The sequence below is a fragment of the Streptomyces venezuelae ATCC 10712 genome (assembly GCF_008639165.1).
Classification (GTDB): Bacteria; Actinomycetota; Actinomycetes; order Streptomycetales; family Streptomycetaceae; genus Streptomyces; species Streptomyces venezuelae.
In genome coordinates, this window is record NZ_CP029197.1 from 1,323,141 (window position 1) to 1,337,483 (window position 14,343).

Consider the following 14,343-nt stretch of genomic DNA (forward strand, 5'->3'; position numbering starts at 1 on the left):
CTCATTCTCCGGTTCGTCCTTGCCCGTTCGCCACGTCGAGGACCCCGGGCAGCGCCTGGACGAAGGCGTCCGCCTCGGCGTCGGTGAGGACCAGCGGAGGCATGATCCGTACGACATCGGGGGCGGGCGCGTTCACCAGGAGGCCGGCGTCCTGAGCCGCCTGCTGCACCTGCGGTGCGAGGGACTCCGTGAGCACGATACCCAGCAGAAGGCCCGCACCACGGACGTGGGAGACCAGCGGGTGGCCGAGACCTTCGATTCCCTGCCTCAGCCGCTCCCCGACCGCCTTCACGTGGTCGAGGGCCGCGTCGGCGCCCAGGGTGTCGAGAACGGCGAGTCCTGCGGCGCAGGCCACCGGGTTGCCGCCGAAGGTCGTGCCGTGGTGACCCGGCCCGAAGAGGTCGGCCGCGGGGCCGAAGGCGACGGTCGCGCCGATCGGGAGACCACCGCCGAGACCCTTGGCGAGGGTCACGACATCGGGCTCGACGCCCTCGTGCGCCTGGTACTCGAACCAGTGGCCGCAGCGGCCGATTCCGGTCTGCACCTCGTCGAGGACGAGGAGGGTGCCGGTGGCACGGGTGATCTCCCGGGCCGCCTTGAGGTAGCCGGGCGGCGGCACGACCACGCCGTTCTCGCCCTGGATGGGCTCGATGATCACGAGGGCGGTGTCCTCGGTGACGGCGGCGCGCAGCGCCTCGACGTCGCCGTACGGCACGTGCGTGACGTCGCCGGGCAGCGGCAGGAACGGCGTCTGCTTGGCGGGCTGGCCGGTGAGCGCCAGGGAGCCCATGGTCCGGCCGTGGAAGCCGCCCTGGGTGGCGACCATGTGCGGGCGGCCGGTGAGCCGGCCGAGCTTGAAGGCGCCTTCGACGGCCTCGGCGCCGGAGTTGCAGAAGAAGACCTTGCCGGGCCGGCCGAAGAGGGCGAGCAGCCGCTCGGCGAGGGCCACGGGCGGTTCGGCGACGAAGAGGTTGGAGACGTGGCCGAGGGTGCCGATCTGCCGGGTGACGGCCTCGACGATCGCCGGGTGGCCGTGCCCGAGGGCGTTGACCGCGATGCCGCCGACGAAGTCGAGGTACTCGGTGCCGTCGGCGTCCCAGACCTTGGCGCCCTCGCCGCGGACGAGGGGCAGCCGGGGGGTGCCGTAGTTGTCCATGAGGGAGCCCTGCCACCGTGCGGTGAGCTGCTCGTTCCCGGTGCCGGTGGTGCCCGGTTCCGTGGTCCCGGGTTCCGTGGTGCCGGGTTCCGTGGTCCCGGATTCCGCGGTCCCGGGTTCCGTGGTGCCGCTCATCATTCCCCCTGTCCGTCCGGCACGACCATCGTGCCGATGCCCTCGTCGGTGAAGATCTCCAGCAGGATGGAGTGCGGGACCCGCCCGTCGATCACGCGGGCCGTCGTGACCCCGTTCCGTACGGCGTGCAGGCAGCCCTCCATCTTGGGGACCATGCCGCTGGAAAGCTCGGGCAGCAGCTTCTCCAGCTGGCTCGCGGTGAGCCTGCTGATGACCTCGTCGCTGTGCGGCCAGTCCTCGTAGAGGCCCTCGACGTCGGTCAGGACCATCAGCGTCTCGGCGCCCAGCGCCGCAGCGAGTGCCGCAGCCGCCGTATCAGCATTGACGTTGTAGACATGTCCGTCGTCCTGGGAGCGGGCGATGGAGGAGATGACCGGGATCCGGCCGTCCTCCAGGAGCGCCTGGATGGCGCCGGTGTCGATGGCGGTGATCTCACCGACCCGGCCGATGTCGATCTGCTCGCCGCCCACGACCGGCCGGTGCCGGGTGGCGGTGATGGTGTGGGCGTCCTCGCCGGTGAGTCCGACGGCGAGCGGGCCGTGCTGGTTGAGCAGCCCGACGAGCTCGCGCTGGACCTGGCCGGCGAGGACCATCCGTACGACGTCCATGGCGTCCTCGGTGGTGACCCGCAGGCCCGCCTTGAACTCGCTGACGATGCCGTGCCGGTCGAGGGCGGCGCTGATCTGCGGGCCGCCGCCGTGCACCACGACCGGCTTGAGGCCGGCCTGGCGCAGGAAGACGACGTCCTGCGCGAAGGCGGCCTTCAGGTCCTCGTCGATCATGGCGTTGCCGCCGAACTTGATGACGACCGTCTTGCCGTTGTGCCGCGTCAGCCAGGGCAGGGCCTCGATGAGGATCTGCGCCTTGGGGAGCGCGGTGTGCTTCCGGGTCGTGCTCTCGACCGGGTTCTTCGGCTCGGTCATGACGAGTACGCGCTGTTCTCGTGGACGTAGTCGGCCGTGAGGTCGTTCGCCCAGATGACGGCGGACTCGGTGCCGGCGGCGAGGTCGGCGGTGATGGTGACCTCCCGGTAGCGCATGTCGACCAGGTCGCGGTCCTCGCCGACGGAGCCGTTCTTGCACACCCAGACGCCGTTGATGGCGACGTTCAGCTCGTCGGGCTCGAACGCGGCGGCGGTGGTGCCGATGGCGGACAGCACCCGGCCCCAGTTGGGGTCCTCGCCGTGGATGGCGCACTTGAGGAGGTTGTTACGGGCGATGGACCGGCCCACCTCGACGGCGTCGTCCTCGGTGGCGGCGTTGACCACCTCGATGCGGATGTCCTTGCTGGCGCCCTCGGCGTCGCCGATGAGCTGCCGCGCGAGGTCGTCGCAGACCTCCCGTACGGCTCCGGCGAACGCGTCCTGCGCCGGGGTGACGCCGGAGGCGCCGGAGGCGAGGAGGAGGACGGTGTCGTTGGTGGACATGCAGCCGTCGGAGTCGACCCGGTCGAAGGTGACGCGGGTGGCGCCCCGGAGCGCGCCGTCGAGGCCGCTCGCGTCGACGTCGGCGTCGGTGGTGAGGACGACGAGCATGGTGGCGAGACCGGGGGCGAGCATGCCCGCGCCCTTGGCCATGCCGCCGACCGTCCAGCCGTCCTTGGTCACCACGGAGGTCTTGTGGACGGTGTCGGTGGTCTTGATGGCGATGGCGGCCTTCTCGCCGCCGTGCTCGGAGAGCTCGGCCGCGGCCTTCTCGACGCCGGGCAGGAGCTTGTCCATGGGGAGCAGGACGCCGATGAGGCCGGTGGAGGCGACGGCGACCTCGCCCGCGCCGACCTCGGTGCCCTGGGCGCTGAGGACCTCGGCGACCTTCTCGGCGGTGGCGTGGGTGTCCTGGAAGCCCTGGGGGCCGGTGCAGGCGTTGGCGCCGCCGGAGTTGAGGACGACGGCGGTCAGTTCGCCGTCGGCGAGGACCTGCTGGGACCAGACGACCGGGGCGGCCTTGACGCGGTTGGAGGTGAAGACTCCCGCGGCGGCGCGGCGCGGCCCGGTGTTGACCACGAGGGCCAGGTCCGGGTTGCCGTTCTGCTTGATCCCGGCGGCGATGCCGGCCGCCGTGAATCCCTTCGCTGCGGTGACACTCACTGTGCTTCTCCGTTCTCCCCCAGAGCTGACGCCTGGGAGGTACCCCCGTCTCCGCCCGCGCGGCGGAAGGGTGTGGGCTTCGTCTTCGTCTGCGTCTTCGTCTGCGGACCGGTGGCCGCGCGTGCGTCGATCACGGCGCCACGCCCGTGGTGGAAAGTCCGGTCTCCTCGGGGAGGCCGAGGGCGATGTTCATGCTCTGCACCGCGCCGCCGGCGGTGCCCTTGGTGAGGTTGTCGATGGCGCTGATCGCGATGATCCGGTTCGCCGCCGGGTCGTACGCGACCTGGATCTGAACGGCGTTGGAACCGTAGACGGACGCCGTCGCGGGCCACTGCCCCTCGGGCAGCAGGTGCACGAACGGCTCGTCCGCGAAGGCCTTCTCGTACGCGGCCCGTACGGTCTCGGCGGTGACGCCCGGCTTCGCGGTGGCGGTGCAGGTGGCGAGGATGCCGCGGGGCATCGGGGCCAGGGTCGGCGTGAAGGAGACGGTGACCCGCTCCCCCGCCGGTCCGCTGAGGTTCTGGATCATCTCGGGGGTGTGCCGGTGGCCGCCGCCGACGCCGTACGGAGACATGCTGCCCATGACCTCGCTGCCGAGCAGATGCGGCTTGGCGGCCTTGCCCGCGCCGGAGGTGCCGGAGGCGGCGACGATCACCGCTTCCGGCTCGGCGAGCCCGTTCGCGTACGCGGGGAAGAGCGCGAGCGAGACGGCGGTCGGGTAGCAACCGGGCACCGCGACGCGCTTGGACCCCTCCAACGCGGCGCGGACACCCGGCAGTTCGGGGAGCCCGTAGGGCCAGGTCCCGGCGTGCGGGGAGCCGTAGTACGTCTCCCAGTCGGCGGGGTCCCTCAGCCGGAAGTCGGCGCCCATGTCGACGACGAGGACGTCCGGGCCGAGCTGTTCGGCGACGGCGGCGGACTGCCCGTGCGGCAGGGCGAGGAAGACCACGTCGTGCCCGGCGAGCTGGTCGGCGGTGGTGGGCACGAGGACACGGTCGGCGAGCGGCAGCAGGTGGGGCTGGAGGCCCCCGAGCCGCTGGCCGGCGTTGGAGTGGCCGGTCAGGGCGCCGATCTCCACGTGGGGGTGGGCGAGGAGGAGACGCAGGAGCTCTCCGCCCGCGTATCCGCTCGCACCCGCCACTGCTACTCGTACCGTCATCGAAACCCTCCTCATGGATGGCATGACTATACGTCTCGACGCACTTTTATGCAACGACGCCGACGACCGCCCGATCGAGCTCCATCAACCGGGCCGATCGACCCCCTTTGCATGACCATGCGAGATGATGCATACTCTTCCTATGTCCAAGGTCCTCACCTCCCTGCCCGCCGGCGAGCGCGTCGGCATCGCCTTCTCCGGCGGCCTCGACACCTCCGTCGCGGTCGCATGGATGCGCGACAAGGGCGCCATCCCGTGCACCTACACCGCCGACATCGGCCAGTACGACGAGCCCGACATCGCCTCGGTGCCCGGCCGCGCCAAGACCTACGGTGCCGAGATCGCGCGCCTGGTCGACTGCCGCGCCGCGCTGGTCGAGGAGGGTCTTGCCGCACTCACCTGCGGGGCGTTCCACATCCGCTCCGGCGGCCGCGCCTACTTCAACACCACCCCGCTCGGCCGCGCCGTCACCGGCACCCTCCTCGTCCGGGCCATGCTCGAGGACAACGTCCAGATCTGGGGCGACGGCTCGACGTTCAAGGGCAACGACATCGAGCGGTTCTACCGTTACGGCCTGCTCGCCAACCCGCACCTGCGGATCTACAAGCCCTGGCTGGACACGGACTTCGTGACCGAGCTCGGCGGCCGCAAGGAGATGTCGGAGTGGCTGGTCGCCCACGACCTCCCCTACCGCGACAGCACCGAGAAGGCGTACTCCACCGACGCCAACATCTGGGGCGCCACCCACGAGGCCAAGACGCTGGAGCACCTCGACACCGGCGTGGAGACCGTCGAACCGATCATGGGCGTCCGGTTCTGGGACCCCTCGGTCGAGATCGCCGCCGAGGACGTCACGATCGGCTTCGACCAGGGCCGCCCGGTCACCATCAACGGCAAGGAGTTCTCCTCCGCCGTCGACCTCGTCATGGAGGCCAACGCCATCGGCGGCCGCCACGGCATGGGCATGTCGGACCAGATCGAGAACCGGATCATCGAGGCCAAGAGCCGTGGCATCTACGAGGCGCCCGGCATGGCCCTCCTGCACGCGGCGTACGAGCGGCTCGTCAACGCGATCCACAACGAGGACACCCTCGCCCAGTACCACAACGAGGGCCGCCGCCTCGGCCGGCTCATGTACGAGGGCCGGTGGCTGGACCCGCAGGCGCTGATGGTCCGCGAGTCGCTCCAGCGCTGGGTCGGCGCGGCCGTCACCGGCGAGGTGACGCTGCGGCTGCGGCGCGGCGAGGACTACTCGATCCTCGACACCACGGGACCGGCGTTCAGCTACCACCCGGACAAGCTCTCCATGGAGCGCACCGAGGACTCGGCCTTCGGCCCCTCGGACCGGATCGGCCAGCTCACCATGCGCAACCTCGACATCGCCGACTCCCGCGCCAAGCTGGAGCAGTACGCGGGCCTCGGCCTGATCGGCACCTCCAACCCGGCCATCGGCGCCGCCCAGGCCGCCGCGACCGGACTGATCGGCACCATGACGGAGCTGCCGGAGGGCGGCGCCGAAGCGATCGCCTCCCGTGGCGAGGCCACCGACGAGGACCAGATGCTGGACCGCGCGGCGATGGAGTTCGGCACCGACTGACCCACCCCCACCCGGTCGAGTGCGCCACCACTCGACACCCCCGCCGAGCCGCGCGCTCGGCACCCCGGAAGGCCGGCTCGACGTTCCCCCGCGTCGGGCCGGCCTTCCGTCTTCCCCGGCCCGTCCGCCGCCGCTGTCACATCACCGTGGGTCCCCGCGTCAAGGCGGTGACGGAACCGAGGAAAAGTGAGGCGCCATGCGCGACGAGGCTTTTGTGACCGCCCTGACCGGGCGGTTCGACGCCCAGGAGGAGCTGTTGCGGCGGGTGGCCCTGCGGATGACGGGCACGCCGGCCGGGGCCGAGGAGGCGCTCGCGACGGCGCGGGCGGAGCTCGTCCGGGACGGCGGGGCGTCGGTACGGGTCTGGCTGACGGCGCTCGTGGGGCAGGAGTGTGTACGGCTGCTCCAGGAGCGGCAGGCGGGCGGCCGGTTCGCCCGGCCGGGGGCGGCGGCCGGAGACCGGAACGGCACCGCCGCCGGGGGCCGGGCCGGGGCGGCGGACAGGGGCCGGGGCGGGGCCGCTTCCGGGGCGGCGGACGAGGGCCGGGCCTGGGCGGCGGACGGGGCCGCGGACGGAGGGGCGGACGGTGGCGGGGTCGAGGACGTGTGGCTCGCGCTGTTCTTCGTGCTCCGGTCCTCCGGTGCCGTGGAGCGGCTCGCCTATGTGCTGCACGACGTGTTCGGGCTGCCGCCGCACGAGACGGCGCGGATCACCGGCGGCTCCGCCGAGGAGGCCGCGCGGCTCGCCCGGCGGGTCCGCGAGCGGGTCCGGGGCGGCGGGGCGGCCCGGGGCGGCGGGGCCGCGGGGCGGCAGCGGGCGGTGGTGGACCGCTTCCTGGCCGCCGCACGCGCGCGGGACGCCCGGGCGCTCGCCGCCGTCCTCGACCCGGACGTCGTCGCCTTCTCGGAGCGCGGGCCGGTGCACGGGGCGCCGGCCGTCGCCGAAGGGGCGGCGGCCTTCGCGCACTTCGCGGACGTGGCCCGGCCCGCGCTGGTCGACGGGGCCGTCGGCGCGGTCGCCTTCGTCGGCGGCCGGCCGGTCTCGGCGGTGGCGTTCGCCCTCCGCGAGGACCGGATCGTCACCGTCTCCGTCACGACCGGGGAGGACCGGGTGCGCGCGCTGGACCTGGCGTTCCCCGACGGCTGACGGACCGGGCCGCGACCCTGACGGCACGTCAGGGGCGTCTCCGTGGAAGGCCAGGGGAATCCCGGAGGCCGCAACGACGAGGGCCCGCCTAGCCTGGAGACATGATCATCGATGCGCAGACCCATGTACGGGTGGCCCGCCCTTCGCGGGACCTCGCCGCCGCCGAGCGGTTCTATGTCGACGGGCTCGGGCTCGTCGTGCAGTGGCGGACCACCGAGCGGGTGTCCGGCAAGCACGATCTCCTCATGGTCGGTCCCGAGGACGGCGGCTGGCACTTCGAGCTGACCCGTGATCCCGAGGATCCGGTGGAGCCCGCCCCCACCGTCGAGGACCTCTTCGTCGTCTACCTCGGGGCGCCCGTCCAGGAGGAGCAGGTGGAGCGACTGCTCGCGGCGGGCGGGACCCGGGTGCCCGCGCACAACCCGTACTGGGACGAGTTCGGCGTCACCGTCGCCGATCCCGACGGGTATCAGCTCGTCCTGTGCTCGCGCACCTGGGGAAGATGACGACGGGGCACGGCCGTCGGGCCGCGCCCCGGCCCGCCGGACGGGCCCTAGCCCTGTCGTACCGCGCGGAGGACGACGAACTTCGCGTCGCTCGCGACGAGTTCGCTGTTGCCGAAGATCCGGCGGAGGGTGACGTGGTAGCCGAGGTGGCGGTTGCCGATGACCCAGAGTTCGCCGCCGGGGCGCAGCGCGCGGCGGGCGTCCGTGAACATGCGGCGGGCGGTGCGGTCGGTGGTGGCCTGGTGGCTGTGGAACGGCGGGTTGTTCAGGACGAGGTCCACCGAGCCGTCGGGCAGGTCGGCGAGCCCGTCGCCGACGAGGAACTCGGCCTTGCGTCCGTCGCCCACGTGGGTGCGGAAGTTCTCCTCTGCCGAGGCGACCGCCTGGTACGACTCGTCGGTGAAGACCAGTTCCGCGTCGGGTTCGTGGAGGGCGATGGCGAGGCCGACCACGCCGTTGCCGCAGCCGAGGTCGGCGACCCGGGCGCGGCCGAGGTGGCCGGGCAGGTTCGCCAGGAGGAAGCGGGTGCCGATGTCGAGGCGGTCCGCGCAGAAGACGCCGGCGTGGTTGGTGACGGTCAGGCCGGGAAGGCCGGGCGCGGGGGTGTCCGCGGGGAGGTCGTACCGGTGGGGCCAGGGGTTCGGGCGGGGGGTGAGGGAGGGGTCGGGCGTGGTGTGGATCAGCCGCGCCTTCTTGACCGCGAGGGAGGTCCTGGTGGTCCCCAGGATGCGCTCGAAGAGCCGGAGGGTGGAGGTGTGGATGTCCTTGACCATGCCGGTGCCGACGATCACGGTGTCCTCGTGCACGGCGGGGGCGAGGCGGTGCAGCTGGTCCTCCAGGAGCGCGAGGCTCTTGGGGACGCGGACGAGGAGGACGTCGATCCGCCCGGGCGGCGGGTCCTGGGTGGTGAGGAGCCGGACGGCGTCCGGCGCGGCCCCGGCGCGCGCCAGGTTGGCGCGCGTGGCCTCGCGGCCGAGATACGAGTCGGAGATCTGGACGAGCTCGCCCGGACCGGCGGCCTGGAGTGCGGTGACGAGGGCTCCCCAGCGGTCGCCGAGGACGGCGACGGTGCCGGACAGGTCGGTACCGCTCTCGGCCAGGTGGCCGAGGAGGTACTCGTCGGACGCGTCCCAGGCGCGCAGCTGGTCGCGCGGGTCCTCGGGGAAGCGGGTCAGCGTGAAGGCGCCCCATGACGTGGTCAAACGGTTCATCGTGCTCTCAGGCTAGCCGGTCGTGGCCTTCCGCTCCTCCCGTCCTCCCGTGGCGTGCCCGGGGCGGGGGTCAGTGGAGGGCGGTGGCGAGGTGGAGGTGCCAGAGGCCCGGGCGGCCGGTGAGGGTGACGGTGGAGAGGGGGCGGACGTCGACGTTCCAGTAGGTGGCGGGCGGTGCCTTCAGGGCGTACACCAGGGCGGCGCGTACGACGGAGGGTTCGGCGACGGCGACGATGGCGCCGTCCTCGGCGGGGCGGGTGTCGAGCCAGTTCCCTATCCGGGTGATGAAGGCGAGGAGGGGTTCGCCGCCGTGCGGGGCGGTCCGGGGGTCGGTGAGCCAGGCGTCGACGGCGGCGGGTTCGAGGGCGGCGACCTCGGCGAGGGTGAGGCCCCGCCAGCGGCCCATGTCGCAGTCGCGGAGGGCCGGCTGGGCGAGCGGCGCGTAGCCGAGGGCGGTGCCGGTGGCGCGGCTGCGCGGGGTCGGGGAGCAGTAGCGCAGTTCGGCCGCGCCGAGCGGGATGAGCGCGGGCGCGGCCTGCTGCACCTCGTACCAGCCGGCTTCGTCCAGCGGCCGGTCGTCGTCGAAGCGTTCGGCCAGCAGGGAGGAGCTGCGTGCCGCCGTGACGAGCGTCACCCGAAGACTCATGGGCGCGATCGTGAGGCCGGAGGCTCCGCAGGTCAAGGGGTCATTCCGAGGGGGTGGAGAGGCTCCGGCTCACTACTGCCCGAGAGCCATCCACTTGTCCGGATTCTGCAGTGGCGTGAAACCGACCTTCTCGTACACGCCGTGCGCGTCGGCGGTGGCGAGCATGATGCGGCGCAGTCCGTGCGGCGCGAGGTGATCGCGGACGGCGGTGACGAGCGCGGTGCCGAGACCGGTGCCGCGGGCCGCGCGGTCGACGTAGACGTCGCAGAGCCAGGCGAAGGTGGCGTAGTCCGTGACGACGCGCGCGTAGGCGGCCATCTCGCCGGTGTCACGGTGGTAGGCGCCGAGGTTGAGGGAGGCCGCGATGGCCCGGTCCTGCTTCTCCCGAGGTCGGCCGATGGCCCAGTAGGCGTCCGTGGACAGCCAGTGGTGGACGCGGGCGGCGTCGATGCGCGCCGGGTCGGCTGAGATCTCGTACGTCCCGTGCATGACGGGGCTGCCGGTGGTCGTGCTGTCGCTCATGGCCGAAGGGTTCCAGTGACTCCGGGGCTTGTCAGGTGAATTTGCCCGGGCCGGGGGCCGGCCGGGACGGGGCCGCGCCGGTACGCGTCCGGAGCGGCCCGGCCGCGGCGCTCAGCCGGCGAGTTCGTCGACGGCCGCGCGGAGGCGGCGGACGCCCTCGACGATCTCGGCAGGGCCCGCGACACCCGCGAAACTCAGCCGGATGTGTCCGGCGGGAGGTTCGGCGCAGAAGTAGGGGCGGCCGGGGGCCGCGGCGACGCCGGTGCGCAGCGCGGCGGCGAGGAGGGCGGCTTCGGGGACGGCGTCGGGGAGGCGGAGCCAGAGGTGGTAGCCGCCGTAGGGCAGGTGGGCGAGGCCGGCGTCGGGCAGCTGGAGGGCGACGGCGCCGGCGAGCACGTCGCGGCGGTTCCTGAGTTCCTGGGCGACGGCCCGCAGGTGCCGGGGCCAGGCGGGCGCGCCGACGAGTTCCAGCGCGGCCTCCTGGAGGGGCCGGGGGACGAAGAAGCTGTCGACGACCTGGATTGCGCGCAGGCGTTCGAGGACGGGGCCGCGGGCGGCGAGGGCGCCGACCCGCAGGCTAGGCGAAGTGGCCTTGGTGAGGGAGCAGACGTGGACGACGACGCCGTCGGGGTCCTCGGCGGCGAGCGGGGCGGGGAGCGCCGGCGCGTCCTCGTGGACGAGGCGGCGGGCGAAGTCGTCCTCGATGACGAACGCTCCGGCGGCGCGGGCGATCCGGAGGACCTCGCCGCGCCGCTCGGGGGCGAGGACGGCGCCGGTGGGGTTCTGGAAGAGCGGCTGGCAGACGAAGACGCGGGCTCCGGTGGCGCGGAAGGCGGCTTCGAGGAGGTCGGGCCGGACGCCGTCGGTGTCGGCGGGTACGGGGACGGGGCGCAGTCCGGCGGCGCGGGCGACGGCGAGCATGCCGGGGTAGGTGGGCGACTCGACGAGGACGGGGGTGCCGGGCGGGGCGAGGGCGCGCAGGGCGGTGGTGATGGCGGACTGGCCGCCGGCGGTGATGAGGAGGTCGGCGGCGGTGATGCTGCCGCCGATCTCCCGGGCGAACCACTGGCGCAGTTCGGGCAGTCCGTCGGTGGGTGGCCTGCCCCAGGCGCCGGGGCGGCGTCCGGCGCGGGCGAGGGCGCCGGCGAGGGCGTGCTCCGGCTGGAGGGAGGGGTGGAGGTAGCCGCCGTTGAACTCGATGACGCCCGGGGGCGGGGCGGAGAGGGTGACGAGGACGCCGGAGGCGTCGACGGCGCGGGGGACGAGTTCGGTGGCGGTGTCGGCGCTGAGGGCGACCTCCTGCCAGGAGGTGTCTCCGGCGACGGGGGTGGCGCGGGGTTCGGCGCGGAAGGCGCCGGCGCCGGGGCGGGTGACGACGAGCCCTTCAGCGGCGAGCTGGGCGAGGGCGCGGGTGACGGTCACCGGGGAGACGCGGTACCGCTCGACGAGGGCCCGACTCGACGGCAGCTTTCCACCTGGTGAGTAGCGGTTCAGCTCCGCCCTCAACGAATGCGCCAGTTCCGCGACACTGCTACGCTCACTCATGAGGACACAGGATAGCGCTACTGCCACCACGACGATAGCGGTCACCACCACCGGCGGCACCCTCGGCGCCGCCGCGACGGACTTCACCCGCGGCGCCACCGCGGCGGACCCGGCCGGCCCGGGCACCACCGGCGCGAGCGCCGGCCGGACCGACCCGCTCCCCCGTGGCACCCTGCTCGCCGCCCTCGGCGTGATCTCCTTCTCGCTCACCTTCCCGTCGACCGTCTGGGGCCTGGAGAGCTTCGGCCCCTGGTCGCTCGTGGCGGTGCGCTCCACGCTCGCCGCCCTCATCGCGGGCGCCTTCCTCCTCGTCGGCCGGGTGCCGCTGCCCGAGCGCCGTCACTGGGCGGGCCTCGCCGTGGTCGCCGGTGGTGTCGTCATCGGATTCCCGCTCCTGACCACGCTGGCCCTGCAGACCTCCACCACCTCGCACGCCGCCGTGGTCGTCGGCCTGCTACCGCTCACCACGGCCGTCTTCGCGGCGCTGCGGACGGGCCGCCGGCCGTCCCGTACGTTCTGGTGGGCGGCCGTGTCGGGCGCCGTCGTGGTGCTCGGCTTCACGGTCCAGCAGAGCGGCGGGGCCGTGTCGCAGGGCGACCTGTACCTGTTCGGGGCGCTCCTGGTGTGCGCGGCCGGGTACACGGAGGGCGGCCGGCTCGCCCGGCTGATGCCGGGCTGGCAGGTCATCGGCTGGGCCCTGGTCCTCTGCCTGCCGCTGATGGCGGTGGGCTCGGCGGTGGCGCTCTCCGTGGAGCCGGTCCGGCTGAACGCCCACGGTGTCCTCGGCCTGGTCTGGGTGGCCGCCGGTTCGACGTTCTTCGGCCTGTACGTCTGGTACCGGGGCATGGCGTCGATCGGCATCCCGAAGGCGAGCCAGCTGCAGCTCGCCCAGCCGCTCCTCACCCTGTTCTGGTCGGTGTTCCTGCTGGGTGAGACGCTGCCGCTCGCCGCCCCGGTCGCGGCGGTGGCGGTGCTCGTCTGCATCGCCGTCACCCAGCGCGCCAAGAGCTGACCCGGCGGCGGCCGCGGCGGCGGAACCGGCGCGACGGATCGGGGTGACCCGGGCCACAATGGCAGTCAGAGGCACCGAACAGGACAGCCCGGTCGCGAGGAGGCCACCCCGATGCAGGCGAACGTGGGCGACACACTGCTGGTGCACGGCCGGACCGTCGGTCACCACGACCGTACGGCCGAGGTCCTTCAGGTACTGGGGGAGAACGGCACTCCCCCGTACCGCGTGAAGTTCGAGGACGACGGCCACGAGGCCCTCATGTCGCCGGGTCCCGACACCGTCGTACGTCACCATCCGGAGGCGGGGGCGAGCTGAGCGGCTATCGCGCCGGAAGGACCCTGGTCGGGTAGTGGTCGGCCACCACGCCGGTCATCGCCCCGATCGGGTCCGCCGCGACCTCCTTCACCGCGAAGTAGCAGTGCCCGCCGACCGCCGCGTAGGTCGCGGCGAGTTCCAGATGGCGTGACAACTCCTTCGGGTCCTGCCAGGCGGCGGGCTGGGCGGGGTCGCCCGCCTTGTAGAGCGCCTCTCCGATGTACAGGTCGACGCCGGTGCCCGTCACGACCGCGTCCCACCAGGGCAGCAGCTTGGCGTAGTCGGCGGCGGGCAGGCCGATGTGCCAGTAGAGCTGGGGCAGGACGTAGTCGATCCAGCCCTCGCGGATCCATTTCCGGGTGTCCGCGTACAGGTCGTCGTAGCTGCCGGCTCCGGCCCGGGTGTCGGAGCCTTCCGGGTCCTTGGCGACGTTCCGCCAGACCCCGAAGGGACTCACACCGAAGGCGGCGCGCGGCTTGATCTCCTTGATCAGGGCCGCCGTCTCGGAGACCAGCAGATCGGTGTTGTTCCGCCGCCAGGACGCCTTGTCGGGGAAGTCGCCGCCGTACCGCGCGTACGCCTCGTCGTCGGCGAAGGCCTCCCCCGCCACCGGGTACGGGTAGAAGTAGTCGTCCCAGTGCACGGCGTCGATGTCGTAGCGCCGCAGCGCGTCCAGCATGGCGTGCTGGACGAAGCGCCGGACCTCGGGCAGCCCGGGGTTGTAGTAGAGCCGCCCGCCGTAGGGCACCACCCATTCCGGGTGGAGCCGGGCCGGATGGTCGGCGACGAGCCTGCCCGGGTCCGTGTGCGTGGCCACGCGGTACGGGTTGAACCAGGCGTGCAGTTCCAGCCCCCGCGCGTGGGCCTCCGTCACGGCCGTGCCGAGCGGGTCCCAGCCGGGATCGCGGCCCTGCGTCCCCGTGAGGCACTCCGCCCACGGCTCGTACGGCGAGGGCCAGAGCGCGTCGGCGGTCGGCCGGACCTGGAGGAGCACCGCGTTCAGCCGCCGTTCGACCGCCGTGTCCAGGTGCGCGAGGAGCTCGGCGCGCTGCGCCTCGGCGGTGAGGCCGGCCCGGGAGGGCCAGTCGCGGTTGAGGACCGTGGCGATCCACACACCGCGGAACGCGGGCCGGCGCAGCCGTCGCTGCCGGGCGCGGGCGTCCTCCGGCCGGGGTGCGGCGGCCGTGCCGACGGCCGTCTCCGCCCCCGCTCCGGCGGCTGCCGCGGCCTCCGCCCCGGTCCCCGCTCCCGCTCCGAGGGCCGCGCCGGCGGCGCCCGTCACGAACCCTCTTCTGCCGATAGGCCG

At 73.3% G+C, this 14,343-nt stretch carries 14 protein-coding genes; 5 read left to right on the top strand and 9 right to left on the bottom strand.

Annotation, left to right across the window (positions count from 1 at the left end; translation table 11 throughout):
- Position 1: 1 nt before the first annotated feature.
- The 4 genes from DEJ43_RS05780 to argC all read right to left on the bottom strand — a co-directional run bounded on the left by DEJ43_RS05780 (position 2) and on the right by argC (position 4,536).
- Entirely contained in the window at positions 2-1,294 is a 1,293-nt protein-coding gene (locus tag DEJ43_RS05780) for an acetylornithine transaminase (RefSeq protein WP_015032376.1), read from the bottom strand.
- On the bottom strand, positions 1,291-2,214 hold the full coding sequence (argB, locus tag DEJ43_RS05785) for an acetylglutamate kinase (protein WP_015032377.1): 924 nt from the start codon (positions 2,212-2,214) through the stop codon (positions 1,291-1,293). Before argB ends, DEJ43_RS05780 begins: the two co-directional genes overlap by 4 nt.
- Positions 2,211-3,377 carry a bifunctional glutamate N-acetyltransferase/amino-acid acetyltransferase ArgJ gene (gene argJ, locus DEJ43_RS05790; RefSeq protein ID WP_015032378.1) on the bottom strand — a complete coding sequence of 389 codons (1,167 nt, stop codon included), beginning with the start codon at positions 3,375-3,377 and terminating at the stop codon, positions 2,211-2,213. The genes argB and argJ overlap by 4 nt, the downstream gene beginning before the upstream one ends.
- A 130-nt stretch (positions 3,378-3,507) precedes the next feature.
- Complete coding sequence (gene argC / locus DEJ43_RS05795; protein ID WP_015032379.1) at positions 3,508-4,536, bottom strand: N-acetyl-gamma-glutamyl-phosphate reductase; 1,029 nt, start codon at positions 4,534-4,536, stop codon at positions 3,508-3,510.
- A 142-nt stretch (positions 4,537-4,678) separates the two neighbouring features.
- Between argC and argG the strand changes: the two genes are divergently transcribed.
- The 3 genes from argG (at position 4,679) to DEJ43_RS05810 (ending at position 7,786) form a co-directional block, all read left to right on the top strand.
- Positions 4,679-6,133, top strand: coding sequence for an argininosuccinate synthase (gene argG, locus DEJ43_RS05800; protein ID WP_041662158.1), 1,455 nt, complete (start codon positions 4,679-4,681; stop codon positions 6,131-6,133).
- A gap of 196 nt (positions 6,134-6,329) precedes the next feature.
- A complete protein-coding gene (locus tag DEJ43_RS05805; RefSeq protein WP_015032381.1) occupies positions 6,330-7,280 on the top strand; it encodes a DUF4440 domain-containing protein in 951 nt (316 codons plus the stop codon).
- Between the two features lie 101 nt (positions 7,281-7,381).
- Entirely contained in the window at positions 7,382-7,786 is a 405-nt protein-coding gene (locus DEJ43_RS05810) for a VOC family protein (protein WP_015032382.1), read from the top strand.
- 47 nt (positions 7,787-7,833) lie between these two features.
- Here DEJ43_RS05810 and DEJ43_RS05815 read toward each other — a convergent pair whose 3' ends face one another.
- From DEJ43_RS05815 to DEJ43_RS05830, 4 genes are all read right to left on the bottom strand, one after another.
- Entirely contained in the window at positions 7,834-8,997 is a 1,164-nt protein-coding gene (locus DEJ43_RS05815; protein WP_015032383.1) for a methyltransferase, read from the bottom strand.
- Between the two features lie 70 nt (positions 8,998-9,067).
- Positions 9,068-9,643 carry a histidine phosphatase family protein gene (locus DEJ43_RS05820; protein ID WP_015032384.1) on the bottom strand — a complete coding sequence of 192 codons (576 nt, stop codon included), beginning with the start codon at positions 9,641-9,643 and terminating at the stop codon, positions 9,068-9,070.
- Between the two features lie 72 nt (positions 9,644-9,715).
- Positions 9,716-10,165: a GNAT family N-acetyltransferase gene (locus DEJ43_RS05825; protein WP_015032385.1), complete on the bottom strand. Its 450-nt coding sequence runs from the start codon at positions 10,163-10,165 to the stop codon at positions 9,716-9,718.
- 111 nt (positions 10,166-10,276) lie between these two features.
- Positions 10,277-11,710, bottom strand: coding sequence for an aminotransferase-like domain-containing protein (locus tag DEJ43_RS05830; RefSeq protein WP_051025840.1), 1,434 nt, complete (start codon positions 11,708-11,710; stop codon positions 10,277-10,279).
- Between DEJ43_RS05830 and DEJ43_RS05835 the strand changes: the two genes are divergently transcribed.
- Both DEJ43_RS05835 and DEJ43_RS05840 read left to right on the top strand, forming a co-directional pair.
- Positions 11,709-12,722 carry a DMT family transporter gene (locus DEJ43_RS05835; RefSeq protein WP_181399461.1) on the top strand — a complete coding sequence of 338 codons (1,014 nt, stop codon included), beginning with the start codon at positions 11,709-11,711 and terminating at the stop codon, positions 12,720-12,722. The two genes, DEJ43_RS05830 and DEJ43_RS05835, sit on opposite strands and share 2 nt — an antisense overlap.
- Before the next feature lie 111 nt (positions 12,723-12,833).
- Positions 12,834-13,037, top strand: coding sequence for a DUF1918 domain-containing protein (locus DEJ43_RS05840; protein ID WP_015032388.1), 204 nt, complete (start codon positions 12,834-12,836; stop codon positions 13,035-13,037).
- Between the two features lie 4 nt (positions 13,038-13,041).
- Here DEJ43_RS05840 and DEJ43_RS05845 read toward each other — a convergent pair whose 3' ends face one another.
- The gene (locus DEJ43_RS05845) at positions 13,042-14,319 is read right to left on the bottom strand and encodes a glycoside hydrolase family 10-like protein (RefSeq protein ID WP_015032389.1); all 1,278 of its coding nucleotides are present in this window, start codon (positions 14,317-14,319) and stop codon (positions 13,042-13,044) included.
- Positions 14,320-14,343: the final 24 nt, after the last annotated feature.